This is a genomic window from Shewanella sp. SM21, assembly GCF_025654335.1.
GTDB classification, from domain to species: Bacteria; Pseudomonadota; Gammaproteobacteria; order Enterobacterales; family Shewanellaceae; genus Shewanella; species Shewanella oncorhynchi.
Genome location: NZ_JAKKRL010000005.1, coordinates 195,090 through 221,886, shown reverse-complemented (window position 1 = coordinate 221,886; position 26,797 = coordinate 195,090). Strand labels below are relative to the sequence as shown.

At 46.0% G+C, this 26,797-nt stretch carries 23 protein-coding genes; 13 read left to right on the top strand and 10 right to left on the bottom strand.

Annotated elements, in window-relative coordinates:
* The 5 genes from L5L94_RS08675 to L5L94_RS08655 form a co-directional block, all read right to left on the bottom strand.
* Nucleotides 1–864, bottom strand: a complete 864-nt coding sequence (locus tag L5L94_RS08675) for an HlyD family secretion protein (protein WP_263162565.1) — start codon at nt 862–864, stop codon at nt 1–3.
* Nucleotides 865–870: 6 nt separating this feature from the next.
* A complete protein-coding gene (locus tag L5L94_RS08670; RefSeq protein ID WP_263162563.1) occupies nt 871–1,071 on the bottom strand; it encodes a DUF1656 domain-containing protein in 201 nt (66 codons plus the stop codon).
* A 181-nt stretch (nt 1,072–1,252) separates the two neighbouring features.
* Entirely contained in the window at nt 1,253–2,608 is a 1,356-nt protein-coding gene (gorA, locus tag L5L94_RS08665; RefSeq protein WP_113940197.1) for a glutathione-disulfide reductase, read from the bottom strand.
* Between the two features lie 147 nt (nt 2,609–2,755).
* Nucleotides 2,756–3,322, bottom strand: a complete 567-nt coding sequence (locus tag L5L94_RS08660; RefSeq protein ID WP_263162561.1) for a hypothetical protein — start codon at nt 3,320–3,322, stop codon at nt 2,756–2,758.
* A gap of 152 nt (nt 3,323–3,474) precedes the next feature.
* Entirely contained in the window at nt 3,475–4,266 is a 792-nt protein-coding gene (locus L5L94_RS08655) for a hypothetical protein (RefSeq protein WP_263162558.1), read from the bottom strand.
* A gap of 269 nt (nt 4,267–4,535) precedes the next feature.
* On the opposite strand from L5L94_RS08655, the gene prlC reads away from it, so the two are divergent.
* Nucleotides 4,536–6,575 carry an oligopeptidase A gene (prlC, locus tag L5L94_RS08650; protein WP_263162556.1) on the top strand — a complete coding sequence of 680 codons (2,040 nt, stop codon included), beginning with the start codon at nt 4,536–4,538 and terminating at the stop codon, nt 6,573–6,575.
* A gap of 175 nt (nt 6,576–6,750) precedes the next feature.
* Complete coding sequence (locus L5L94_RS08645; RefSeq protein WP_263162553.1) at nt 6,751–7,281, top strand: thioesterase family protein; 531 nt, start codon at nt 6,751–6,753, stop codon at nt 7,279–7,281.
* A 24-nt stretch (nt 7,282–7,305) separates the two neighbouring features.
* Here the strand turns inward: L5L94_RS08645 and L5L94_RS08640 are convergent, their stop codons facing one another.
* Nucleotides 7,306–7,953 (bottom strand): glutathione S-transferase family protein, encoded by a 648-nt coding sequence (locus L5L94_RS08640; protein ID WP_263162550.1) that lies wholly within the window; start codon nt 7,951–7,953, stop codon nt 7,306–7,308.
* Between the two features lie 206 nt (nt 7,954–8,159).
* Between L5L94_RS08640 and L5L94_RS08635 the strand changes: the two genes are divergently transcribed.
* From L5L94_RS08635 to L5L94_RS08615, 5 genes are all read left to right on the top strand, one after another.
* Nucleotides 8,160–8,849 (top strand): DNA-3-methyladenine glycosylase I, encoded by a 690-nt coding sequence (locus L5L94_RS08635; RefSeq protein ID WP_219235075.1) that lies wholly within the window; start codon nt 8,160–8,162, stop codon nt 8,847–8,849.
* Nucleotides 8,850–9,663: 814 nt separating this feature from the next.
* On the top strand, nt 9,664–10,809 hold the full coding sequence (locus tag L5L94_RS08630) for an efflux RND transporter periplasmic adaptor subunit (protein ID WP_105250703.1): 1,146 nt from the start codon (nt 9,664–9,666) through the stop codon (nt 10,807–10,809).
* A gap of 9 nt (nt 10,810–10,818) precedes the next feature.
* The gene (locus tag L5L94_RS08625) at nt 10,819–13,953 is read left to right on the top strand and encodes an efflux RND transporter permease subunit (protein ID WP_105250702.1); all 3,135 of its coding nucleotides are present in this window, start codon (nt 10,819–10,821) and stop codon (nt 13,951–13,953) included.
* 141 nt (nt 13,954–14,094) lie between these two features.
* Nucleotides 14,095–14,358 (top strand): hypothetical protein, encoded by a 264-nt coding sequence (locus L5L94_RS08620; protein WP_263162547.1) that lies wholly within the window; start codon nt 14,095–14,097, stop codon nt 14,356–14,358.
* A gap of 37 nt (nt 14,359–14,395) precedes the next feature.
* A complete protein-coding gene (locus L5L94_RS08615) occupies nt 14,396–14,719 on the top strand; it encodes a hypothetical protein (protein ID WP_113940205.1) in 324 nt (107 codons plus the stop codon).
* Nucleotides 14,720–14,775: 56 nt separating this feature from the next.
* On the opposite strand, the gene L5L94_RS08610 is transcribed toward L5L94_RS08615, so the two are convergent.
* Nucleotides 14,776–16,398 (bottom strand): AbgT family transporter, encoded by a 1,623-nt coding sequence (locus L5L94_RS08610; RefSeq protein WP_263162544.1) that lies wholly within the window; start codon nt 16,396–16,398, stop codon nt 14,776–14,778.
* A gap of 559 nt (nt 16,399–16,957) precedes the next feature.
* Here L5L94_RS08610 and L5L94_RS08605 point away from each other — a divergent pair.
* The 3 genes from L5L94_RS08605 to L5L94_RS08595 are packed head-to-tail and all read left to right on the top strand — an operon-like array spanning nt 16,958 to nt 19,366.
* The gene (locus tag L5L94_RS08605) at nt 16,958–17,524 is read left to right on the top strand and encodes a LemA family protein (RefSeq protein WP_173497831.1); all 567 of its coding nucleotides are present in this window, start codon (nt 16,958–16,960) and stop codon (nt 17,522–17,524) included.
* Nucleotides 17,525–17,573: 49 nt separating this feature from the next.
* Nucleotides 17,574–18,611 carry a DUF3137 domain-containing protein gene (locus tag L5L94_RS08600; protein ID WP_263162541.1) on the top strand — a complete coding sequence of 346 codons (1,038 nt, stop codon included), beginning with the start codon at nt 17,574–17,576 and terminating at the stop codon, nt 18,609–18,611.
* The gene (locus L5L94_RS08595) at nt 18,611–19,366 is read left to right on the top strand and encodes a lytic transglycosylase domain-containing protein (protein ID WP_263162538.1); all 756 of its coding nucleotides are present in this window, start codon (nt 18,611–18,613) and stop codon (nt 19,364–19,366) included. The genes L5L94_RS08600 and L5L94_RS08595 overlap by 1 nt, the downstream gene beginning before the upstream one ends.
* 69 nt (nt 19,367–19,435) lie before the next feature.
* Here L5L94_RS08595 and L5L94_RS08590 read toward each other — a convergent pair whose 3' ends face one another.
* Together L5L94_RS08590 and L5L94_RS08585 are read right to left on the bottom strand one after the other, a co-directional pair.
* Nucleotides 19,436–20,281 (bottom strand): 23S rRNA (adenine(2030)-N(6))-methyltransferase RlmJ, encoded by an 846-nt coding sequence (locus L5L94_RS08590; protein WP_105250694.1) that lies wholly within the window; start codon nt 20,279–20,281, stop codon nt 19,436–19,438.
* A gap of 92 nt (nt 20,282–20,373) precedes the next feature.
* Nucleotides 20,374–22,638, bottom strand: coding sequence for a GGDEF domain-containing phosphodiesterase (locus tag L5L94_RS08585; protein WP_105250693.1), 2,265 nt, complete (start codon nt 22,636–22,638; stop codon nt 20,374–20,376).
* 266 nt (nt 22,639–22,904) lie between these two features.
* Between L5L94_RS08585 and L5L94_RS08580 the strand changes: the two genes are divergently transcribed.
* Nucleotides 22,905–23,651 carry a class I SAM-dependent methyltransferase gene (locus L5L94_RS08580; RefSeq protein WP_107949945.1) on the top strand — a complete coding sequence of 249 codons (747 nt, stop codon included), beginning with the start codon at nt 22,905–22,907 and terminating at the stop codon, nt 23,649–23,651.
* Nucleotides 23,652–23,878: 227 nt separating this feature from the next.
* On the top strand, nt 23,879–24,526 hold the full coding sequence (locus L5L94_RS08575) for a CatB-related O-acetyltransferase (RefSeq protein ID WP_263162534.1): 648 nt from the start codon (nt 23,879–23,881) through the stop codon (nt 24,524–24,526).
* A gap of 46 nt (nt 24,527–24,572) precedes the next feature.
* Here L5L94_RS08575 and L5L94_RS08570 read toward each other — a convergent pair whose 3' ends face one another.
* Nucleotides 24,573–25,493 carry a LysR family transcriptional regulator gene (locus L5L94_RS08570; protein WP_263162531.1) on the bottom strand — a complete coding sequence of 307 codons (921 nt, stop codon included), beginning with the start codon at nt 25,491–25,493 and terminating at the stop codon, nt 24,573–24,575.
* Between the two features lie 184 nt (nt 25,494–25,677).
* On the opposite strand from L5L94_RS08570, the gene L5L94_RS08565 reads away from it, so the two are divergent.
* The gene (locus L5L94_RS08565; RefSeq protein WP_263162529.1) at nt 25,678–26,427 is read left to right on the top strand and encodes a 3-oxoacyl-ACP reductase family protein; all 750 of its coding nucleotides are present in this window, start codon (nt 25,678–25,680) and stop codon (nt 26,425–26,427) included.
* Nucleotides 26,428–26,797: the final 370 nt, after the last annotated feature.

Sequence of the window (26,797 nt, the reverse complement as noted above, 5' to 3'; positions counted from 1 at the left end):
CTATTTGTCAGTCTGTAGCTTGATGGAAACTGTCATGCCGACGCTCAGTTCTATGTCCTTAGGAATGCTATCTAGCTGGATATCGACCGGAATACGCTGCGACAACCTCACCCAATTAAAGGTTTGGCCAATTTGCGGTAATAACTGCCCATTAGCGGTGACATTGGTATTGGCAATCGCCTTACCTATGCTGACCACTTTGCCGTGCAAGACATGGCCACCACTCATTAGGCTGACATCGGCGTTTTGACCTATGTGAACCAAGGGGATTTTGGTTTCTTCAAAATAGCCTGTGATATAGAGAGAGTCTTGTTTGACGAGCGAAAATACTGAGTTGCCTTTGCTGACATAGTTGCCATTACGCAGGCTTAAATTGATCAGGGTGCCATTTTCGGGAGCGTGAATTTGCGTCCGCGCTAAGTCAATTTTGGCGGTATTCAATTGTGCCTGTGCGAGTTCATAACTGGTTCTTGCCAGTTCGGTATTGATAAAGGCTTCGTCGAAGGTTTCTTTGCTGACTAAGTTGGCGTTGGTCAAATCGATACGGCGTTTGTATTTATGTTTTGCCAGTTCCCATGTCAATTTTTGGCTTTCCGCTTTGGCATTTAATTCGGCAATTGTGGCCTTGTAGCGGGTATCGTCCACTGTGAACAATACATCACCTTTATTAACGACTTGATTGTCTTTTACATTCAGTTGGTTTACCCAACCGGATACATCTGGCGCTATGGTAATGATTTCGGCGCGAACTCGGCCGTCGCGGGTCCAAGGAGAATAAAGGTAGTGCGACCATATCCAATGTCCGGCGATACCTGCAATCGCGACCACAATAAGGGTGAGGCTGATACGAAAGATTTTTCCCATGAACAATCAACTCCCAAGCAAGTAAATGACCAACGCCAGATAGCAGATAAACAGCCCAACTTCGAACCAAGCTGCGCGCCACAGCTTGTGATAGAGCCCAGTTTGATAGAGTACCCCGCGAGTGATGCAGGAAAGCAGAAAAGCGAAGGGGATAAATATAATTAATGGACTAAATAACAAACCATCGAACGCGAGTTCTTTAAGCATTACGCTATTCATCCCGATAACAGTGGCGCAGCGATAACAGCGCTAAGTGTTTAAAATGCAAAGTACTCAGTCGAGATTATAGGAAAGTCGCGTGAGAGTTAATGGTTTTATGCTATCTGTGATCAATTAGGGCCAGCATAAGCTGGCCCTAAATATGATGAAATCAAAGCGAAAATCGCTTCTACCTCATGGTAACAAACTCTTCCGCGCCCGTGGGGTGGATAGCAACGACCGCATCGAAATCGGCCTTAGTCGCGCCCATTTTCATGGCGACGCCGAAACCCTGAAGGATTTCGTCCATACCAAAACCAATACCATGAATACCAACGACTTTTTCGTCCTTGCCAGCGCAGACTAACTTCATCTTACAGGCTTGGCGATGGGCCGTAACGGCGGTGTACATGGAGGTAAACGTCGACGTATACACTTTGACGTTATCGTCGCCGTATTGAGTACGGGCCTCAGGTTCGGTCAAGCCCATAGTGCCGATAGGTGGATGGCTGAACACAACGGTTGGGATCAGGTTGTAATCCATTTTGGCATCTGTCATACCGTTAAATAAACGCTCAGATAACAAACGGCCCGCTTTAACCGCAACAGGGGTGAGCTCTACGCCGCCCGCCATAATGTCGCCGACACAGTAAATCCCTTTGTGAGTTGTATTTTGCTGCTCATCAGTGATGACATAGCCTTTGCTATCTAATTGCACTTCGGTATTTTCTAGGCCGATATTGCCTGTTGCAGGTGAGCGGCCAATTGCCCAAATTAGGCAATCGACTGTAATGCTTTCACCGTTTTCTAAGTTTAATGTCAGGCTGTCATCGGCATTTTTAACCACGGCTTTTGGCACGCTATGGGTGTGTAATGTCGGGCCTTCGGTTGCCATCGCATCGACGAGAGCATCGACTAATATAGGGTCAAAGTTACGCAGCGGCGCATGTTTACGCACTAATAAGTGAGTTTCACTGCCCAGAGCGTGTAACACGCCAGCGACTTCTACGGCGATATAACCCGCGCCAACAACGGCAACACGCTTAGGTTGCTCGCGTAGGGCGAAGAAACCATCGGAGTCGATACCGTATTGCGCGCCAGGAATGTTCGGAATCGTCGGTGCGCCGCCAGTGGCGATAAGAATGTGATCGGCGGTGTAATGTTCGCCGTCCACTTCGATGGTGTTGCCATCCACAAAACGGCCGTAGCCATTTAACAGCGTCACTTTGTTGTTGGCAAAACCACGGCCATAGGCATCGTGAATACGACCAATGTAGGCTTCGCGGTTTTCGACCAAAGTGTTCCAATCGAATTTATTAACAGTGACGTCGAAACCATAATCTTTGGCGTAAAGGTTCATCGCTTCGGCAACATGGGCGCCATACCACATGACTTTTTTGGGCACACAACCTACGTTTACACAGGTGCCACCCACGTGTTTGGCTTCGATGAGTAGAACCTTAGCACCACGCATTGCCGCTCGGTTTGCTGAGGCGATACCGCCGCTGCCTGCGCCTAGGCAGATATAGTCAAAATGTTGAGCCATGAGTTTCTCCGTCTTACTTCAAGGATGAGATGCTTTACAGCAGAAGGTCATTGTAGGGGGCTTTGTGGTAACAGACCAGCCTATTGCATCACTAACGTATAAGGCATTGCTTTTAATAAAAAATATTACTAAAGCTGCACTCAGTTGTTATCGCGTGGCTGTTTCGCGGCGATATTGGCACTTAGAGTGATCGTTTTGAGCTGGGCCTTCTGCACCACATTTCAAACACTGCCACTCTTTTTGGCGGGCGCTGAGTTCGTCGGCTTGATGTTTAGCAGCGTTATCTTGCTTGTCGCCGAGTAGGGACTCTAGCTGATCCATACGTTTATCGAGCCAACGGCAATTAGGATCATTGGCGACATGTTCACGACTGGCTAGCTGTTGTTTGCGACTGAGTTTTTTACTCTTAGCGGCTTTGTTCGATTGAGTGGCTTTAGTTGATTTAGTGGTTTTGGATGGCTCTGCGGGTGTGACAGTGGGGGGCGAATACTCGAATGCACTTTGCACTTGGTTAGGCACATTAATCGGCTTACCTTCATTGTCGAGCAAAGTGCCTAGGGGCAAAGGCGCGGTTTGTGTCGGTTGCGCTAAGGACTCTAGACTCGGTTCAGGCTCAGATACCTGTTGCGCATTAGTCGAGCTTGTCACTTGGATAAAAAGCAGGGGCAAGATAATGATAGCGGTTCGGATAAGATAGAAATGATACGTTAACATTCCCTGTTCCTCGGCAAAATCGATGTGAATAGTGAGTCGCTCCGTCGACATTTTGAGTTTAGTTAGAGAGCTTTGTTTTTGCCAAATGTCGCGGGATAAATTGACAGAGGGAGGTTGCAATACGGCGCTAGAAACACAGAGCTAAAACGACGTTAAAACGTTATCGCAAAGTGGATGCCTGCATAGGTTTGATCCTGTGAACTCATATCGCCATTGGCTGAGGCTTCTTGCTCAATATCACTCTGGGCAATGCTGTGGCTAATGTGTCCGCTAATATTCATGCTTGGGGTCAGTTGATAATTCGCTTCGAGGCCAAACTGCAGGTTATTACTGCCATCGTGTTCTTCTGTGCGGTATTTAAAATCAAACCCTTGAGTGATATAGGGCGTGAGGCTGAACTGGTCTGTGATATTCCAATAACTGTGCAAACTCACTTCAACAAAGTAGCCTGCCGCCTCTGTGGAATAGACATAACTCATCGATGGTACCAACCAAGCTGTGGCGCTGTAGGCGAGTTCTGCAAATAGCTCGTTATCTTGGCAGCGGCTATTGCTATAGCCTTCAATGCGCTGATATCCCAGATTAGCCTCTAGGTTTTCGGCTAAGTTGAACCCATATTCAAGGCCGATATTCCACTCTGTATAGGCTTGGCTATCACCGCGTCCGACTAAGGCATAAGTGGTTAAGTTGCCGTGTTGAACGGCAGCATTGAGCCAATAAATACCCCCATTTTGCAAGTTATTGCGACCCTGTGAGACATATTTGCTGTCCCAACCTAAATCCAGCGTCACCGCCAAAGGTTCTGTTATCTGGCGGGGTAATATGGTGTTTGAAATACTATCGACTTGTTCTAGGCTCTCATTAGCAACTGCGTTGTGACTAAGGCAGTTGATCCCTAATGTGCAGAGGACGCTGGCGATAAGTTTCACTGAGTGTGTTGCCATATTTTTGCTGATTTTGGTCGAGGTACGTTAGTTATGCAGATAATACCTTGCCCACATACAAACATTAATGCGAATTGATTCGATTTGCGATCGAGATTGCAACAATGTGTAGGTAAATAAAACGTAAATCCTAAATGCGAACTAGTTCACTTTTTTTCAGGGGAAATAGGGTTAAGTAAGGCGTTCGAAGGGGACAATCGGTTTTCTCGCCTTGATAAATAGGCCATTAGCCCTTATTTATAACAGATACAGATTGTTGAGGAGTCAATATGAGCAACCCTTTGCTTAGCGGCGCAAAATTACCGCTTTTTTCACAGATTAAACCGGAACATATTCAAGTCGCCGTTGAGCATGCCATTGCTCAGTGCCGCACTAAGATTGATGAAGTGCTGCAGAACCAAGGTTCTTTTACGTGGGACAACTTGGTCGCGCCATTAGAACAGGTTGACGATGAGCTAAGCCAAATTTGGTCGCCCGTTTCTCATATGAATTCAGTGACTAGCACAGATGAGTGGCGTGCCGCCCATGATGCTTGTTTACCTCTTTTATCGGAATACGGTACTTACGTTGGCCAACACCAAGGTTTGTATCAAGCCTATAAAGCGCTGCGAGCATCCAATGAATTTGCACAATTGAGCCAAGCGCAGCAGATGGTGATAGAGCACAGCCTGCGCGACTTTGAACTATCGGGTATTGGCTTAGATGACGCGCAAAAAGTGCGTTATGGCGAGATTGTAAAACGTCTTTCTGAACTCACCAGTGGCTTTTCGAATCAATTACTGGATGCGACGCAAGCTTGGACTAAGTTGATCACTGATGAAGCTGAGCTTGCTGGTTTGCCTGAGTCTGCCAAAGCCGCCGCTAAAGCGATGGCGCAGTCGCGTGAGCTAGAAGGTTGGTTATTTACCTTAGATTTTCCATCTTACCTACCCGTCATGACCTACAGCGAAAACCGCAGTCTTCGGGAAGAATGCTACCGTGCGTTTGTCACTCGCGCTTCAGATCAAGGTCCCAATGCCGGAGAGTTTGATAACAGCCCGCTGATGGACGAAATTCTTGCTTTGCGCCACGAACTCGCATTGTTACTCGGTTTTGACAGTTTTGCTGACAAATCCCTGGCGACGAAAATGGCTGAAACACCGGCGCAGGTGATGGCATTTTTAAATGAGTTAGCGCTGCGCTCAAAGGATCAAGCTAAGGCAGAACTGGCTGAGCTGAGAGCGTTTGCCGAGGCCGAATATGGCGTGACTGAAATGGCCTCTTGGGACTTAAGTTTCTATGCTGAGAAGTTGCAGCAGCATAAGTATGAGATTTCACAGGAAATCCTGCGTCCGTATTTCCCCGAAGATAAAGTGCTCTCGGGGTTGTTCTACACAGTATCGCGTTTGTTCGGCCTTAAAATCCTTGAGCAAAAGGATTTTGACCGATGGCATAAAGACGTGCGTTTCTTCGATATTTTCGACGAAACTGACGAACACAGAGGTAGTTTCTACCTCGATTTATATGCCCGCACAGGTAAACGTGGTGGTGCTTGGATGGATGACTGCCGTGTGCGCCGTCAAACCGCCAATGGATTACAAAAGCCAGTGGCTTATTTGACCTGTAACTTTAATGGTCCGGTCGATGGCAAACCTGCGCTGTTTACCCATGATGAAGTGACAACCCTGTTCCACGAATTTGGCCATGGTATCCACCACATGCTGACCAAAATCGATGTTGCAGGCGTGTCGGGCATCAATGGCGTGCCTTGGGATGCGGTCGAGTTACCAAGTCAATTTATGGAAAATTGGTGCTGGCAGGAAGAAGCCTTAGCCGAAATTTCTGGCCACTTTGAAACGGGCGAACCATTACCTAAAGCCTTGTTGGATAAAATGCTGGCGGCGAAAAACTTCCAGTCTGGCATGATGATGCTACGCCAACTCGAGTTCTCGTTGTTCGATTTTAGAATGCACCACGAATACGACCCAGCTAAAGGTGCGCGCATTCAAGAAACCTTAGACGAAGTGCGTCGTCAGGTGGCCGTATTAACGCCGCCGGATTTTAACCGTTTCCAACATGGGTTTGCCCATATTTTTGCGGGCGGTTATGCCGCAGGTTATTACAGCTATAAATGGGCTGAAGTGCTCTCGGCGGATGCGTTTTCCCGCTTCGAAGAGGAAGGTATTTTCAACCCTGAAACGGGTCGTCGTTTCCTGCACAATATCCTCGAAATGGGTGGTTCAGCCGAGCCGATGGACTTGTTCAAACAGTTTATGGGACGCGAGCCGAATATCGATGCCCTGTTAAGACATTCAGGCATTGCTGCATAAGCAATTGTGCGTTTTGATAAATCAGCCCCTTTTAATGGACTGATTATCTGAGGGTATTTAGCTTAATCGAACGATAAAAAGACGCCTTAGGGCGTCTTTTTTGTGAGCTATATCCCGCTTGCCCTGTGGTATGACCTCTGTTAGCCTGTGGCTCTTATTTCAAGGGCGGCGCGTTATGAATCTGTATTTTCGTTTGTTTTGGTTGTTATTCTGGCGCACGCGCCATTGTCGTAAGATCGATTTTCTAGGGACAAGCCGTATCACTTATCGTGCTTTACCGAGCGATTGCGACATCAATTTCCATCTCACTAATTCTCGCTATCCCGCGTTTATGGATCTGGCGCGGACTTATATGTTGGCTGAGATGGGTCTACTGAAACGTTTCTTAAAGTTGAAGTGGATGCCGATAGTTAACGCCGCCGAATTTACCTATATTCGCGATATTAAGCCGCTGAAAACTTTTGAGATTGAAACCAAAGTCGTCGGTTGGGATGAAAAATATTTCTATATTGAACAACGCTTTGTGAGCGAACGTGGCCTACATTGTATCGTGCATGTGCGCGGTGTGTTTGTGTGCAAAGGTAAGCAAGTGCCGCTAGATGTCCTCGTGAAAGAAGCGGGTTATACCGATGCTGCACCTGAGTTGCCGCCAGAAGTCGTGAAGTGGAAAGCGTTTTTGCAGTTGAAGAAAGAACGTAATATATGATTGTGTTGAGGCATGACTTACTCGCTAAGGTATGCCTCTTATTCCCGTCGTTTCCTCCATCTCAGCCAGTAACACCTCTTCTTGTACTAACATCCAAGCGCCACGCAGTTGTGCCTGTTGCCAATAGCGCACGATTTCATCTAAATCCAACAGGTTTAGATGTTGGAAGCTATAGCTTAAACAAGGGATTAGTGCACAGTCGGCTAAGGTAAAACTGTCGCCACAGACCCAATGATGTTGTGTGAGTTGCGCGTCTAAGCGTTGAAACTGTGTCAGTAGTTGCTTCTCTAATTGTTTGATTTCGAATTCATTGCTGTTTTCTATATGCTTTAACTTTTCTAATTGAAATAATGGGTTGTTAATATCATTGTCTATGATGCGATCGAACAAACGTACCTGTAAGTTGCGTTGTGGTTCTTGTGGCAGCAGCTGGGTACTGTTTTCAAAATGCCTATCTAAGTACTCGATAATAATGCTGGATTCGGGTATCAGCTGTTCATTTTGGGCTTTAAGCAGAGGGATTCGCGCTTGCGGATAACGTTGGTGAAATTCCTTGCGAGACAAAGGGTCGCGTAGATCTATGATTCTGGGATAGAAGTTGGCCTGCTTTTCATAAAGTGCGATGAGCACTTTCTGTGAATAGCGTGATAACGGGTGATAAAAAAGCTCCATAGGCACTCACTCCAAACCCAGTCTTTTGCGGACTTTACGTTTTAACTTTAGTCGTAATTGAAGCGCCTGCTGTAAGAGTTTTCTTAAAAAATGCTGGAACAAACACAATTTTTCTTGGCAAAGCCAAGTGATCCATCAGGGATAAAAATCGGTATTATGAGCCCATATAGAAAGTGTCGGGATTTAATCATTTTAAAGGTAATAATATGAGCCAGTTAGAGCGTTTTTCATCTATTTATGCCAGAGCCAGTGAGCGCAAAGGCGGACCTGCTGGACTCGAAGCCTTATTGTCTGGTTGCCTGTCTGATGATGAAATTCGCCAATATCGGGATGCTGAATTATTGTCGGCGATGAGCCGTCAGGTGTTTCAAAGTGGTTTTGTATGGCGGGTGGTTGTGAACAAATGGCCCGAGTATGAGAAGTCTTTCTTTGGGTTCGAACCGCATAAAGTATTAATGTTATCGCCTGAGCAAATTCAAGCGCGGGCAAGTGATGCGACCTTGATTCGCCATCTTAAAAAGACTCAAGCCATTTATGATAATGCTCTGATGATCCACGATGTTGCTCGCGAACATGGCAGCTTGGCGCAGCTGATCGCCGCTTGGCCGACGCAGGATATTATTGGTTTGTGGGCGTTGTTGAAGAAACGAGGTACTCGATTGGGCGGCAATACGGGTCCCTATTTTCTGCGCGGTATTGGCAAAGATACTTTTTTGTTAACCGATGATGTACAAGGTTATTTTAAAGCACATAAGTTAGTCGATGCGGGCTTTTCATCACAAACGGCGCTTAAGCAAGTGCAAGCCGTATTTAATCAGTGGCAACAGGAGTCGGGTCGTTGTTTGGCTGATATCAGCCGTATTTTGGCTTGCAGCGTGGGCGATAATCGAATTTAGTCCTGTTAAGTTGTGATTGAAGATGAACAAATTAGTTTTAATAGACAAATATTGCTTTGCTAGCAATATTTTTCATTACAGAAGCATTATTTGTGGGAGTCTGAGTTTCATTTAATGGGGTATTAATCTGAATTTCGGGTTTGCTCCGTTTTGGGGTAACCACTAAAATAGCCCGCTAGCTATTATTTGTGACTGTTTAATTGTATGGCGTTGACTCATAACGCTGGCGCTGCATTTTAGCCGTGCACAAATAGTAGATGTAATAAACTGCACAGCAATCCGCTATCGGATGTATTCATGTTTTTACGCACAAGCAGTCTGAAGCCAGCTCTTTGCTTACTCTCTTTCGGTATTGTCAGTCTTGATAGGGTCGTTTTTAACGACTTGATGCTGAGAGTGGCCTGAGTAAAAACAAGCGCGCTGCGTTTTCGTCTCTATGTACAAATTATTGCAACAAGTGACGGTTAAGCTAACGTCATTGAGCTGTGGGCCTTGGCCTGCCGCAAGTCTAGAATATGAACAGATTTGCAACATATTCAATATGGAGTAGGCTTATTGGGGGTTTTACGGCATATCCCCCTAACAATGCCACTCAAAGTTAACCGATTTTTTAAATCGAATAACAATTCGATGAATATAGTAATGCTGAATGAGTGAAAATTTTCATTAGTTTACAATTTAGTTTCGTTATCTTCCTTGTTGATTCATATAGGCTATGAGATAAATAACGGATTTGATTTTAGTTACAATTACGGCTCGTGTCAGCGCAATAAGTGTACTGGTATGTGGGCAGTTAATATTTGAAGGAGTTCTCATGCGGCAGACAATTAAACTTGCCTCAGTTATAAGCGTGGCGTTATGGATGGCAGCTTGCAGCCCTCAAGAAGAGAGCGCTCAGGCGGGTGCTGGTCCACGTAGTATGGAAGTGGGAATCCTTAATGTTGTTGCCCAGCCACAAGTGATTCAGGTGGAATTACCAGGACGCAGTAAAGCTTTCCTCGAGGCTGAAGTTCGTCCACAGGTTAACGGTATTATCACTAAGCGTAGTTTTGTTGAAGGTGGCAATGTGAAACAGGGTGAATCCTTGTATCAGATTGATTCTTCAACTTATAAAGCTGCTTTAGTGAGTGCCAATGCTGATTTAGCCAGAGCGAATGCGGGCTTAGCCTCAGCAAAAGCTAAGGCGGCACGTTATCAGCAATTGGTAAAAACCAACGCCATCAGTAAGCAAGAGTTCGATGAAGCTGAAGCGGCTTATAAAGAAGCATTAGCGAATGTAACCGTGGCTGAAGCTGCGATTAACACCGCTAAAATCAACCTGCAATATACTGAAGTATTAGCGCCTATCTCTGGTCGTATCGGTAAATCGAGTGTGACTGCGGGTGCGTTAGTCACTGCCAACCAGAGCCAAACGCTGGCGACGATTCAACAACTTGATCCTATCAATGTGGATATCGCGCAATCGAGTGCTCAGTTGTTACGTCTTAAAGCTAAGTTGCAGCAAGGTAAGCTACAAGCTTCAGAAAATGCAGACGTGAAATTATTGCTTGAAGATGGCACTCAATATAGTCATCCGGGTAAGTTGCAGTTCGCTGAAGTGAGCGTGGATCCAAACACTGGCTCAGTTATTCTGCGCGCCGAATTCCCTAACCCTGAAGGTATCTTGTTACCTGGCATGTATGTTCGCGCTATGTTAAATGCGGGTACTGATCCACAGGCTATCTTGGTTCCACAAAAAGCGATTACGCGTAACTCTAAGGGTGAAGCTGTGGCTATGGTGGTGAATGACCAAGGTTTAGTCGAAGCGAAAACAGTGACGACCGCAGAAGTGATTAACAACCAATGGCGAGTCACTTCTGGTTTAACTGTGGGCGACAAGTTGATTGTGGAAGGATTACAGAAAGTTCGTCCCGGCGCTCCAGTAACCACCAAAGTTATTTCTGAAACGCAAGCACAATAGGGCATAGCTATGGCACGTTTTTTTATTGATCGCCCCATCTTTGCGTGGGTGATCTCCTTGATTATTATGCTGGCGGGGATCCTTTCGATCCGCTCGCTGCCAGTGTCCCAATATCCTAACATTGCACCACCGACCGTGGTGATCAGTGCTAACTATCCTGGCGCTTCCGCTAAGATTGTTGAAGATTCTGTGACTCAGGTGATTGAGCAACGTATGACGGGTATCGATCACCTCCGTTATATCGCCTCAGCCAGTGACAGTTTTGGTAATGCTGAGATCACTTTAACCTTTAACGCTGAAGCCGATCCGGATATTGCACAGGTTCAAGTACAGAACAAGTTACAGGGTGCTATGACCCTGTTACCGCAAGAGGTGCAGGCGCAAGGGGTTAACGTTAACAAGTCGAGTTCAGGCTTCTTAATGGTATTAGGCTTCGTATCGACCGATGGTTCGTTAGATAAAGGCGATATCGCCGACTATGTTGGTGCGAACATTCAAGATCCTATGAGTCGCGTACCGGGCGTAGGTGAAATTCAGCTGTTTGGTGCCCAATATGCGATGCGTATATGGCTAGATCCGTTGAAATTGACTCAATACAACTTGACCAGTTTAGACGTTATCGCTGCGATTCGTTCTCAAAACGCTCAAGTTTCAGCTGGACAGTTAGGTGGCGCGCCCTCTGTGGCAGGCCAAGAGTTGAACGCAACGGTATCGGCTCAAAGCCGCTTACAAACGGCAGAAGAGTTCCGCAAAATTATCCTTAAATCGGATATTTCAGGCGCAAACGTCTTCCTAAGCGATGTGGCACGGGTTGAATTAGGTTCTGAAAGTTATGCTGTGGTGTCACTGTATAACGGTCAACCTGCGACAGGGTTAGCGATTAAGCTGGCAACGGGTGCTAACGCGCTTGATACTGCTGAAGCTGTTCGTGAAAAAATTGCTGAGATGAAACCTTTCTTCCCGCAAGGGCTAGAAGTTGTTTATCCATACGATACAACGCCTTTCGTTGAAAAATCGATAGAAGGTGTAGTGCATACCTTGCTTGAAGCTATTGTACTAGTGTTCATCATCATGTACCTCTTCTTGCAAAATTTCCGTGCAACTTTGATCCCGACTATTGCGGTACCAGTGGTATTGCTGGGAACCTTTGCGATTCTGTCGTTAGCGGGTTTCTCGATTAACACTTTAACCATGTTTGCTATGGTGCTCGCCATTGGTTTGCTGGTGGACGATGCGATTGTGGTGGTGGAAAACGTCGAGCGGGTAATGGCCGAGGAGGGCTTAAGTCCACTGGAAGCGACGCGTAAGTCGATGGATCAAATTACTGGTGCTTTAGTCGGTATCGGTCTGACCCTCTCTGCAGTGTTTGTCCCTATGGCATTTATGTCAGGTTCAACGGGGGTTATTTATCGTCAGTTCTCTATCACTATCGTATCTGCGATGGCGTTGTCTGTTCTAGTTGCTTTGATTTTAACACCTGCACTTTGTGCGACTATGCTCAAACCGATTAAGAAGGGCCATGCTCATATCGAAACTGGCTTCTTTGGTTGGTTTAACCGTAGTTTCGATAAACTGACTAATCGTTATGAATCGAGCGTTGCTGGGATCATCAAGCGCGGCTTTAGAGTAATGGCGATTTACGTTGTGCTGGTTATTGCAGTGGGTTGGATCTTTATCCGTATGCCTACGGCGTTCTTACCAGATGAAGACCAAGGTATTTTGTTCACGCAAGCCATTTTGCCGACTAACTCAACTCAAGAAAGTACCTTAAAAGTATTGGAGAAAGTGTCTGATCACTTTATGGCTGAGGAGGGCGTGAGGTCGGTGTTTAGCGTGGCGGGCTTCAGTTTTGCGGGTCAAGGGCAAAACATGGGTATCGCCTTCGTTGGTTTGAAGGATTGGTCTGAACGTGAAGCGCCTGGTATGGACGTGAAGTCTATTGCTGGTCGTGCTATGGGTGTGTTCGGTCAGATGAAAGATGCCTTAGTATTCGCCTTCGTACCGCCTGCGGTAATCGAGTTGGGGACGGCGAACGGTTTCGACATGTACCTGCAGGATAAGAACGGCCAAGGCCACGAGAAGTTAGTGGCGGCACGTAATCAACTGCTTGGTATGGCGGCACAGAATCCAAATCTGGTGGGTGTGCGTCCAAACGGTCAAGAAGATGCGCCAATTTATCAATTACATGTAGATCACGCTAAGTTGAGCGCGTTAGGCATTGAAATCACTAATGTGAACAATGTGCTTGCAACGGCTTGGGGTGGTTCTTATGTGAATGACTTTATTGACCGCGGCCGCGTGAAGAAAGTATATGTGCAAGGTGATGCCCAGTATCGTATGCAACCGGGAGATTTAGATTCTTGGTACGTGCGCAATAACAAGGGTGACATGGTGCCATTCTCTGCGTTTGCCACTGGTGCATGGGAATACGGTTCTCCACGTTTAGAACGCTTTAACGGCTTACCATCGATGAACATTCAAGGTGCCACGGCTCCTGGTTTCAGTACCGGTGCAGCTATGACAATTATGGAAGACTTAGCCAAGCAGCTTCCTCCTGGTTTTGGTGTCGCGTGGAACGGTCTATCGTATGAAGAACGTCTATCGGGTAACCAAGCGCCAGCGCTGTATGCTCTGTCGATCTTAGTGGTCTTCTTAGTATTGGCAGCACTCTATGAAAGCTGGTCGGTACCCTTTGCTGTTGTGCTCGTGGTTCCGCTCGGGATCATCGGTGCCTTGATTGCAATGAATGGTCGCGGCTTGCCAAACGACGTGTTCTTCCAAGTGGGGCTGTTAACCACAGTAGGGTTAGCGACTAAGAACGCCATCTTGATTGTGGAATTCGCTAAAGAGTTCTATGAGAAAGGTTCAGGCTTAGTTGAGGCGACCTTACATGCGGTGCGTGTGCGTCTTCGCCCCATCTTAATGACGTCTCTAGCCTTTGGTCTGGGTGTTGTGCCGTTAGCTATCAGTACTGGTGTAGGCTCTGGTAGTCAAAACGCCATTGGTACAGGTGTACTCGGCGGTATGATGAGCTCGACTTTCCTAGGGATCTTCTTCGTACCATTATTCTTCGTGATAGTGGAGCGTCTCTTCAGTAAGCGCGAGAAGAAAGGTAAAGAACAGAAGCCAAACTCAGCTGAATAAGCTCGATCGTTTCTAAACTTCTAAACTAAAGCCCTGCAATTGCAGGGCTTTTTGTTATTTTAATGCTGTTAGTTATAAAGATGGATAGGCACTGTGCGCGAGTTCTGGCATATTGCGCTGAGGCAGTTAAGAGGACGAAACATGGATGATGCTGCATTGGAATTGCAAAAACTAGATGCACTCATTGCTAAGGGTAAGATGTACGTCATTTTGGTCTTTGGCGTATTTTTCTGGGGTATGCTGACCTCCCTCGTGGTCGCCTTAATACATTATTTTATCTCGGGCGATCCATTCTGGGCGGAACTGCAAAGAGCGCTCTATATTTATCCCATTGGCGGTATTTTATTTGGTTGGTTTGTGTGGGTGCAGATTAATTGTAAGCGAGATAAACTGCGCGCCCAATAGTATCAATAGTTCTGGTTAAGCTGAGTGTAGGGGTGACATGGTGTTTTCGTGGGGTAATCTTGCCACTAAGCAACTTATCGTGGGAATGATATGCCATGGTATAGCGCTGGCGTTTTTGGCCTATGGCGTTTATGCATTTTACTTGCAGGAGCTTGTACTACCAGAGTTAACTCGCTGTGTCGGTGCTGCTGTGTTATTTGTGGGCATGGGGTTAGCACCTCAATTATTTTTTATGTCAGTGAGCCAGATAGTGTCGCAAGCTGAGGACTCGACATTAAAATCTACCCTACAGACCTATGTGTTTAATCTAGGTATTTTTTTGATGATCTGCAGTCTGTTAATGGAATGGCTATACGACTAAAGCTATCGAATAAAGAAAGGGCGTCGACTTCATCATCGACGCCCTTTTTATTGCGGTTAAGGCGTGTAGTAAGTCGCGGCTCCCGGCCCAACGGGCAGACCAAAGCCAAATACCCACAGGAAGAAGAATGCTGTCCAACCCACGAAAAACACGAGCGAGTACGGCAGCATAGTGGCGATCAGCGTACCTATCCCTAGGTTTTTCTGGTAACGACAGGCAACCGCTAAGATCAAACCAAAGTAACTCATCATAGGTGTGATTAAGTTAGTCACCGAATCCCCAATACGGTACGCCGCTTGAATCGTTTCGGGCGCATAACCAACCAGCATCAGCATAGGCACAAAAATAGGAGCGGTAATGGCCCACTGGGCCGAGGCACTGCCAAGCATCAAGTTGATAATGCCGCAGAGCGTAATAAAGAACAAAAATACGATCGGGCCCGTCAAGCCAATGGATTGCAGAGCATCGGCACCTAACACCGCCAATACAGCGCCTAAATTACTCCAGTTGAAGAAGGCGACAAACTGTGCGGCGAAAAAGACGAGGACGATATACATGCCCATAGTGCTCATGCTGTGGGACATGGCATTGATGACATCTTTATCATTTTTGATGCTGCCCACGACTTTGCCGTAAATAAAGCCCGGTATGGCAAAACAGATAAAGATAAAGGCGACTATGCCCTTGAGGAATGGTGAACCTGAGATGAGACCGGTTTCAGGATGGCGCAGCGGTGCGCCTTCTGGTACGACTGAAATCGCTAAAATAACCGCGAGCACTAACATAGATAACCCAGCCCATTTTAAGCCGCGTTTCTCAATAGCACTGATGCTCTCCATCGAATGCAGTACGGTTTCGTCTGCATCATTATCTTGGTATTGACCTAACTTAGGTTCGACGATTTTCTCGGTGACAAAGGCGCCAAGGAAAGTGATCACAAAGGTGGAGACAAACATGAAGTACCAGTTTACTTCTGGGCCGACGTTGTATTGAGGATCTATCATGCGCGCCGCTGCTTCGGTAATGCCCGATAGCAAGGGATCGACAGTACCAAGCAATAAGTTAGCGCTATAACCTCCTGAAACCCCGGCAAAAGCGGCAGCTAAACCTGCAAGTGGATGGCGGCCAAGGGAGTGGAAAATCATCGCCGCCATAGGGATAAGTACCACATAGCCAAGCTCGGCAGCGGTGTTAGACATAATGCCGGCAAATACTATGGTCACAGTGACTAATCGTTTAGAGGCACCCATGACTAAGGCGCGCATAGCCGCAGATAATAAGCCAGAGCGTTCGGCAATCCCGACGCCGAGTAGCGCCACGAGCACAGTGCCGAGCGGCGTAAAGCCAGTAAAGTTGGTCACTAGATGCGAGACTATCATCCGCAAACCTTCGGCGTTCATCAGGCTCACCACATGGATTAAACCGTCGGCACTGCGGCCGTGTGAGCCAATAGGTCTAGGATCGACTACGGTTAACCCAAAGTAGCCCGCAATACCTGAAATAATGATCACTGCAACACAGAACAGTGCGAATAAGGTGATTGGATGGGGCAGCAGATTGCCTAAGCGTTCAACAATATTGAGAAAACGTACAAACCAACCACTAGAGCTGATATCGCCCTGTTGTGGATTGGGTTCAGAAGCTTTTTTTGGAGGAATATCGCCGGAATTAAAACTCATCGTCCTTCCTTTATGTCGACCTTTACGCAGCGCAATATTTGGACCCTATAACAGACTCGAGACATTGCCGACGGCCGATTGTGGATGATGTGGCTGAGGGGATAACTCTAGGTGCAAGACTCGGAGTGAAAGCTAAGGTAAAAGTTAAAAAATTAGCGGCAAAGTATGATTGTTAAGTTTTAATTGAAACTTAAATGTTGCTATTGACTGTGTTGAAGTGAGGAGGGCGAAAATTAGGATAAAAAAATGGACTCTCGAGGAGTCCAGTATTCACGAGCAAAATTGGATGCTCTAATGTTGTGCCATATCACTATAGACGTTGTTTGCTGTATCGGAGCTGAATATCGATAAATTTATAGGTTAAATGCTGTTTTTTATGCAGATGATCACTTTTCATCGCTGAATATGGCCAGTTTCGTTGATGATTGCTCGTTAGATAACATCGCCAGCTCTGACCAGCGAGTAATTTCATTGTCTTAATCAGCCCGTAGGTGAAATTTTCACTCATTTATGGTTAGCTGTATCCTATTAACAAGAATAAGAAACCTAAGGATGGAAGATGGAAAAATTGTTATTGGGATTAACGCTGATTTTTATCGTGACCTATCTTTGGTACGTCAGCCTAGTCAAAAAGCGCAATACCGCGCTCGAAGCCTTGTCGGGTATCGATGTACAGCTGACCAAGCGTGCCGACCTTGTGCCTAATATTCTAAAAATTGCTAAACGATTTATGGAGCATGAAAAGTCATTGCTCACTGAAATCACCGAATTACGCACTCAGCTCAGCAATAATTACAACAAGGCCGATCCGAGTGCCGTTAAAGAGCATTTAGTTCAGGCCGAGCGGTTGAACGACAAAATGAGCACCTTGATGGTGAATGTGGAGAACTATCCCGAGCTCAAATCTGACAACACTATGTTGCAGGCGATGCAGACCTATAACGAGGTCGAAGCGCATATCTCAGCTGCGAGGCGTTTTTACAACTCGGCAGTTTCCGAGCTTAATACTGCGGTAGAAATCTTCCCCGGCTCGATTATCGCTTCTATGGCGAGTATTAAAGTGATGCCATTCTATGAGGTAAGCGAAGCGGCAAAAGCGCCCGTAGATGCGGCCGAATACTTGTAAGCTTAGCAGTGCAGGGTGAGTTATTACCCTGCAATACTATGACATCAATATGAATATCATCACTTTTATTTTAGGTAGCCCGATTCGGACTTATCGGGGTCATGTTGGTTTGTCTGCGGATTTGGACGAACTACCTCAACTCGAAGCCTATTACGAAGAATATATCGCTCCAATCAGTCGCAAATATGAAACTAAGCGTGTGGCTTGCCTTAAGGCGGCGCGTAAACGTTTGTATTTGAGTTTGATGATAGTGCTTGGGCTGAGCTTGCTCACCGTTATTGGCTACTACAGCGGTGGCGCTTATTTCCCGCCTTTGCCATTGCTTGCCTTAGTCGGATTAAGCTGGTGGAGCTTTGCTCCGACTCGTGAGTTTAAGCATTTGGTTCAAAATGATATTTATCCGCTGATGTTTAAATATTTCGGCGATGATTTTATTTATAGCCGCAAAATGCGCCTCGACATGAATCGACTCGTTGCGGCTAAAGTATTACCGCGATACGACAAAGTCAGCTTCGGTGACTATATACAAGGCTGCTATAAGGGCGTTGAGTTGACGGTCAATGAGCTTACCTTGACCAAGAATGTGCAAGTCGAAGAGCTGGATGTCGGTACGAATAGCCGCAGAACTGTGACCCGCACGGAAACCCAGTTTCGTGGCTTAGTGGTTGAGCTGAGTAGCCATAAAGCGTTTATGGGTCATACTGTTGTGCTGAGGGATCGCGGTGGTTTAGCCAATTTCCTGTCCGACAGCCATGCGGGACTGGTACGAGTCAAACTTGAAGATCCGCAATTTGAAAAAGAGTTCGACGTGTTTTCAACGGATCAAATCGAGTCACGTTATTTGCTCAATACGGCATTTATGGAGCGCTTACAGGAGCTTGCCAAACATTTCGATGGCAATATTCAATGTGCATTTTTCCGCAATAAATTGACTTTGTTCCTGCCGAATCGCAGAACGCATTTTCAAATGCAGTCCATTTTTCATGGCGCAACCTTTTCAGTAGAATTTAGTCAGATAAACCGAGAAATGAAGCAACTCTTTGCTATTATTGAAGTACTTAAACTTAATCAGTACACGGGACTTTGATGTTGCTTACTCGCTCAGCGCTTGCTCGTACACTGACTTTTGCAGCCTTTTCATTGCCCTGCAGATTTGAGGGGCTAGGCCTGTGCTTATTATTGATATCGAGTTTGATGATAAATGCAAATGCTGAGGAGGCGCGCGAAAAAGCTAAGCCGCGTATTGTGGCGCGGTACTCACAAAGCGGCATAGTGAGTAGTGAAGGTCTAGAAAAACTCAAAATTTATCAATACCAACAAGCTAATGGTGTCACCGTATTTACCGACAAAGCCCCCGCAAATAACCAGTATCAAATTTTGTTATATGACTGTTTTGCCTGTCGTCCCGATTCGACCATAGACTGGAATGGTATTCGGCTATTTACCGCTAATTATGATGCCCTGATCTCCCATGCAGCCCATAAGCATCAACTTGATCCCGCCTTAATCCGCGCTGTGATCCACGCGGAATCAGCCTTTAATGCGCGTGCACTTTCGCGAACTGGCGCCATGGGATTAATGCAATTGATGCCAGAAACAGCAAAAGAAATGGGTGTGGCGAATGCATTTTTACCCGAAGAGAATATCTTAGGTGGCAGTAAGTATTTGGCACAAATGCTAAAACAGTTCAATGGTGATGTCGCATTGGCCTGTGCGGCTTACAATGCGGGGCCGACGACCGTGGTTCAGTACAATGGCATTCCGCCCTATCCTGAAACCCAAGCCTATGTTGAGCGTGTGAAAATTTTATTGAAGCGTTACCGCGAGCAGAAGGACGTTTAGTTGCCGCATTGATAAGCTAAAATGAAGTGGCGAAAATCCGGAGATCATCGCCGCCATTTGAATCGAAGGTTACTCGCCGACTTCCCATTTTACGGTAATGTCACCGTCCACTTGTCCAAGTGTTTTACCCAAGTAATCCATTAATTCAGTTGCGATTTCGTCTAACTGCCAAGGTGGATTGATGATCCATAATCCTGCCGCTGTCATGCCAAATTCATCTGAATCGGGCTTAATGGCTTGTTCAATTCTCAGCTGACGTTTAATGCCACTGCTGGCGAGGCGCGATAACATACCTTCGGTCTGAGCACGATTTACGACTGGATACCACAGGATAAACACACCCGTAGCAAAACGCTTGTGCGCTTTTATCAGGGTTTCGGCCACATCTTGGTAGTCGGTTTTCATCTCGTAGCTAGGATCGACTAGCACCAGAGCACGACGCTCTAATGGTGGTACTGCGGCGATAAGGCCTTTTAAGCCATCACCTTTGATCACTTTAACTTGTCTGTCTTCGCAGAAATAATCATCCAATAACACATAATCAGTGCTGTGCAGCTCGTGCAAGACCATGCGATCTTTAGGCCCTAGCTCCATGTCGATAATGGCGGGTGAACCTGGGTAGAAGTTTAGTTCGTCTGGATTTTCTTCATTAAAATGGCGCACGGCGGCGACATAGTCCTGCAGTGATTGTGGTAGGTCAGTTTTATCCCAAAGCTTAGCTACACCTTCGAGGTATTCACCTGTTTTCTGTGCAAATTCATCGCTTAAAGCATAACCACCCGCACCTGCGTGGGTATCGATATACACGAGTGGTTTGTCTTTTTTGTGCATCAGCTGCAAGGTTTGTAGCAAGATGGCGTGTTTCAACACATCGGCATAATTGCCAGCGTGATAACCATGGCGGTAACTTAACATGGGGGATCCTAGTAATTTGCAAACATAGCAAAGAGAGGCAAATGCCAGTCGCCAATTATACCTGCGATGCTTCTAGGCGTAAATTTAATGCCTCAGTTGGCGCTCTTTTTATTGGCAAACCAATGTGTGGGGGTTTGCATTTGAAAGGTTTTCAGCCAGAGATTCGCTGGTGCGGGTTTACCGAATAAATAACCTTGAAATTGTTCACATCCTAGCGCAGTGAGTTGCAATAACTGGGCTTCGGTTTCGATACCTTCGGCAATGACGTTGAGTTTTAAGCTCTTGGCTAATAGGATGGCGGCGTTAACAATTTGGGTATGGCGTTCACTAATGCCCATTTGGCTGACAAAGTAACGGTCGATTTTAATTGTGTCGGCACTGATATCAATGAGCTGGCTTAATGACGCATGGCCAGTGCCAAAATCGTCAATAGCGATAGAAACCCCCATGCGAGCTAAGGTGTTTAGGCGTCGGCCTGTTTCTTTATGGGTTGAAAATACAGAGGTTTCAGTAATTTCAATTTCCAACAATGGGATGAGTTCAGGATGATTCATATAGGTTTGGATCAACACTTTAAAGAAGCGATCCGACAGAATATCTTGCCCAGATAAATTAAAGGCAATCCTAACCAAAGGCACATTTTTAGGCCAAGAACGGATCAGTTGTAGTAATTGCCTGAAGACTTTTATCGCAAAAATCGCCTGCAATTGAGATGACTCTATGATGGGGATAAAAGTGTTCGGCATGATCATAGTGCCGTCTTCATCAAACATTCTGGCTAGCGCTTCAAAGCTAGTAATGTGGCCATTGGCCATCACTTTAGGTTGCAGCCACATTTCAAGGCGGTTGTGTTTCAGCGCGTCACGGATTCTGGCTTTTTGCGATGAAGCTTCGAGAAGATTGTTAATCAAACCAATGTAATACACCATCACTGGGCTAGCTTGGGTGGTTTGTTTTATGGCAATTAAACATTGCTCCGCGGCTTGCTGCGGTGAGGCTTTATTACCTGAGCTGCAACCGACTCTGCACTCGAGATGATATTCAGTCTGTTGTTCTTGCTTAAGTTGTAGGTTTGTTGGAATACGCTCGCGTAATTGTAGCGCTAGGTTTTCAGGGGAGATAAGCGGCAGGCTAGTAAACTCGAGTGCAAACGATGCTCCTCTAAATCGGTATATTTTTGCGATATGACCAAAGCGATTTTTGAGTTCAATAGCAAAGGCTTTTAGGATGGCATCTCCGACGCTGATACCGAAAGCAGCATTAATTTGGCTAAGATTATCAATTTTGATTAAGGCTACGGTCATTTCCTGATGGATCAAGCTTGGCGCTGGGTTATACCAGTGATTTTCGTTGGGTAATCCCGTCACTAAATCATAGAAATGCGTGCTGATGTGGTGCTTTTTAAGTCGACTCAGCTCAATCGCATGGTTTGCCTGTTCTGTGACATCGTGGCAGTGAAACAACAAAGTATCATGGTGCTGTAATGAGGCTTTTTGCAGCAGATATTTAGTGCTGTTATTGTTCTTTAAATGGGTCGGAAACGAGGCCGCCAGTAAATTCGTGCTGGTATCTTCGGTAAGTTCAAAAATGTCACATAGGCGAGTGCTGTTTAGTGTGACTTCTCCAGCGATTTCCCTCGCGGCATTATTCAGGTTGAGAATGACTCCATCCTCATTGCAGAAGAAGGAGGCTGTACCATTATTTTCAAAGATTTCAGCATATTGGTCTAATGTATGTTGCAGTGCATTTTGATGCTGGATCATTTGCTGCGCATGGATTTTCTGGGTTTTTAGCAGACGCATCGCCGACAACGGGATACAGATATTAAAAAACATAAACAGCAAACCGTTTAGATAAGCGTGGGTCGCAGGTAGGCTGATATCAATATCAATAATGGGAGGCAGGTTTTGGTTACGCAGTAGCAGTAAAAAAGGCAATACGTTGAAACACATCATAATAAAAGCGACTTTTCTGCCAAACAGGAAAAGCGCCATCAAGGGCAAGGTATATAAGAAAGTAATACCCACCTGCGATAAGTTAAAGTCGGGGATAAACAACAGCATAGATAAACAGGCTGCAATAACCATCGCCAGCAGGCTGATAGAGCTGACGAGTAAATATTTGCGCGTAAACCATAAAGACAGGAATAGTACGGTTAAAAAACTGACCGTAATGCTGATAATGAAAGTGAGGTTTAACTCATACGCAATTAAAGAGCTATGCAGCACTATGCTAGTGGTCAAGATGGCGCCACTAAGCAGAATAATCCGCAATAAGCTGGTTTTTAATATCGTTTTGTCAGGATTTAAAAAATCTTGCTCCCTGATAAACAAAAAACCTTTTAGCCATTGAAGCAAAAAAAGTCCTTATCCCGTACGGAAGTCACGCAGGTTGGCTGGGGACGTAACATATAACATAAATCACTAAACTGTTATACAAATAGATTGCTGCCTTTATAAATCAGTACATTACAGTGTGATGCTTGTTTGAATTATTAAGGGCGTACTGAGACAAATTGGCTAAGACAGTGATGAGCTTAGCGATGTGTTTTGCTTACTAGCATATTCATAAACGAGATTTTTAGGCATAATGGCCATCATTTTCGTTGGTTAGAAGACAGCCTGTGACCCCGATTTTTTTCAATCAGCAATACCCAACACTTGTGGATATTTGTGCACGTTGGCAACTCGTCTACGATGCGAATGCGACCTTCGAATTGCGTTTTGAATCAGATACTTTATCACTGCATAAACGCGATGAGCCTAAGCTCGATGGCATAGTGGTGGATTTTGTGACTGGCGCCGTCGCCCATAGACGTAAGTTCGGTGGTGGTCGTGGCCAATCTATCGCTAAAGCGGTGGGATTGAAGCAAGGGGTAACACCGAGTGTGGTTGATGGCACAGCGGGTTTAGGGCGCGATGCGTTTGTGCTCGCAAGCCTTGGTTGCACTGTAACTATGGTTGAACGTCATCCTGTGGTTGCGGCATTGCTTGAAGACGGCCTGCGCCGCGCTTATCAAGATGCTGAAATCGGCGATTGGATGCGTGAGCGGATGCGCCTATTTCATGGGTCTAGCCTAGAAGCACTATCGAAATTGGCACAAGAGGTGGATGTGGTTTACCTCGATCCTATGTACCCCCACCGTGATAAATCGGCCCTTGTTAAAAAAGAAATGCGTGTATTCCAATCCTTAGTCGGTGCCGATTTAGATGCCGATGGCTTACTCGCCCCAGCTTTAGCCTTAGCAACTAAACGTGTCGTCGTTAAGCGCCCAGACTATGCCGAAGATTTGGATGGGGTTAAGCCTAATACGGTTATTGAAACCAAGAAAAACCGTTTCGATGTCTATGTAAAAGCCGCGATGAAATAGCGAAGATTTTTCTCATCGCGAACATTGTATGCTTTCAGTGACAACGGCTTAGCTCATGTCGATATTTCAGTTTTATGGGCTATTTTCTTTTTTATACCCACTTGTGATTTTTTTATGAAACTCATTCCTCTGCTAAAACAGCCGCGAATTCACTGACTATTCCAATGTGAAACTTCTCATAACATTATGTTTCGTATTAACTATTTTGTTTATAAAGAGGATTTGCAATGCAGAACAAGCATTGGTCAAAAGTTCAGTTATTGCACGAGGTGGTCACCAATCCCAATATCATAGTCAAAGGTCAGCATAGCTATTACAGTGATTGCTGGGATGCTGGCTTTGAGGGAGCAGCGGTGAGGTATCTTCATGGCGATGAAGTGAGCCGTGAGTGGGAACCTAAGTGGTCTACCGATAAACTTTATATCGGTAATTATGTGTGTATCGCTGCCGAAGTTGTGATCTTAATGGGCGGAAATCATACGCATAGAGCAGATTGGTTTTGTTTATACCCCTTTATGGATTTCATCGAGGAGGCCTACGTAGGCAAAGGTGATACTCATATTGATGATGGGGCTTGGTTAGGCATGAGATGTATGTTGATGCCAGGGGTGACGATAGGTGAAGGTGCGGTTGTTGCCGCAAATAGTGTTGTCACCCAAAATATCGAACCCTACAGTATTGTGGCGGGATCACCCGCGAAATTAATCAAGTATCGGTTCGATAAAGACGTTATTACTGAGTTACTGGCGTTAAAAATCTACGATTGGCCTGCCGAAAAGTTTGAAAGCTTAAAGCGGTATTTGTGTTCGGCGGATTTTGACGCGCTCAGCAAAGCAATCACTCTCTATGACCAATCCGTACATCAAAGCAAGTAACCGTTAGTCCCAAAGTCAAAGGTCGCGCTCAGTCGAGGCCTTTTACTTATCCTGCCTTAAATCTGCTTTTGGGCGCTTTCGCTAAGTCGGCCAGTGCTTCGATGATCACTCGTAGCTTGGGTTGGAGGTAAGGGGTTTTAAGCCAAATCAGGTGGATAGGTGTGTCGTCACTGGCGAGTTCGTCCAGTACCGAGATAAGTTCACCGGTTTTAAGATAGTCCTCAACCAACCATATAGGCACTTGCGCTAAACCCACTCCCGCCAGTGTGGCCGCTAAAATGGCTTCGCAATCAGCGATTTCGTGGCGTACTGGAATGTCATAGGCCTCAGTGACCCCATCCTCATTTTTAAGTAACCAGCGATGTTGCTGCCCAAGCGGCCAGCCGACAATGCATTGGTGCTGGCTGAGATCATCTTTGCCTTGTGGCGTACCAAGTCGAGCGAAATAGGCGGGAGATGCGCAGATCACTCGGCGTTGTTCTCCTAATCTACGGGCGACTAAATCCACAGTGTCGCCGAGTTGTCCGACACGCACCGCCAAATCAATGCCGTCACTGAACAAGTCAGTTGCTCTATCGTTGAAGGTAATGGATAACTCGAGCTTGGGATATTTTTGCGATAGTGATAATAGGGTTGGCAGTATATATCGCCGCCCAAACGTGACGGGTAAATCCACTCGCACTCGACCTGAGGGAATTTGCTGTTCGCTGCCGAGGCGGCTCTGTGCATTGTCTAGGATTGCCATGGCATTTTGGCAGTCTTTGAGGTACGAATCGCCATCATTGGTTAAGCTCACACGCCTTGTGGTGCGGTGCAGCAGCTTAGTACCTAAGCGGGTTTCTAATCGTACTATGCTTTTACTGAGCGCCGAACCTGTCATGCCTAACGCCTGCGCCGCTAAGGTAAAACTGCCGAGCTGGGCAACTGTGACGAAATGGCGTATCTCAACAAATTGATTATTTATCACGGCAATTAATTCCTTGAAGGACTTAGTGATGGTCATTTTAGTGACTTAATCATGGGAAGTGAATCGCGTAAGCTACTACCACAGTATGAAAAAGAGCGTTAACTAACGGGCGATCGCCATTTTGTGATTGATTAACAACGCTTTTTTATACCATAGATTTTTATCCCTATTGAGTGAGCTAACTATGAAATCGTCGAATAATTTGCAAGGTAAAGTGGCTTTTGTACAAGGTGGTAGTCGTGGTATCGGTGCCGCCATCGTTAAACGTTTAGCGAGTGACGGCGCAGCAGTTGCCTTTACCTATGTTTCATCTGAAGCCCAATCACAATTGCTTGTTGACGAAGTTATCACCCATGGTGGTCAAGCCATTGCCATTAAGGCCGACAGCACAGAGCCTGATGCGATTCGTCGTGCCATCCGCGAGACCAAAGAGCATTTCGGTGGCTTAGATATAGTGGTCAATAATGCGGGCACGTTGATTTGGGATAGCATCGAGAACCTGACGTTAGAGGACTGGGAGCGAACCATTAACACTAATGTGCGCAGTGTGTTTGTGGCGAGCCAAGAAGCCGCGCTGCACATGAATGACGGCGGCCGGATCATCAATATCGGTAGCACGAACGCTGAGCGTATTCCGTTTGTAGGTGGTGCGATTTACGGCATGAGTAAATCGGCCTTAGTCGGTTTGGCCAAGGGATTAGCGCGGGATTTAGGCCCACGAGCTATTACGGTGAACAATATTCAGCCTGGACCTGTGGATACCGATATGAACCCTGATAATGGTGATTCATCCGAGCCCGTTAAGGCGATGGGCGCCCTAGGGCGTTATGGTAAAGCCGAAGAGATCGCCAGCTTTGTCGCTTTTATTGCTGGCCCAGAAGCGGGCTATATCACTGGTGCGAGTTTGATGATTGATGGTGGGTTTTCTGCATAAGCTTTGTCTGTATTTATCTTTTAGGCAAAAAGTTTGATTCCAGTCATTAATAAGCCTGCACAAGAGTCACTCTGGCGGGCCTTGCTTAAGTTGTGGCTAGTTATTTCAGAATCAATATGTTAGAGCATAAAAACTCGTTGAGTATGATGGTAAGAACTTAGGTCGTTGTTACTCAAATTATCTGTCAGCAAAGCGCGGTTTTATTGAAATGGTGGACTATGGCTTGAGTCAGGCAAGGCAAAATAATTTGCTTGTTGATGAACTATTGTTACAATCCGCCGGTCTTATCTTCAGCTATCTGTTGAAAGACACTCATTTTTTATCTTTATTATCAAAGAATAAGACGAAGGGAAATCCAAATTTCTAAGTT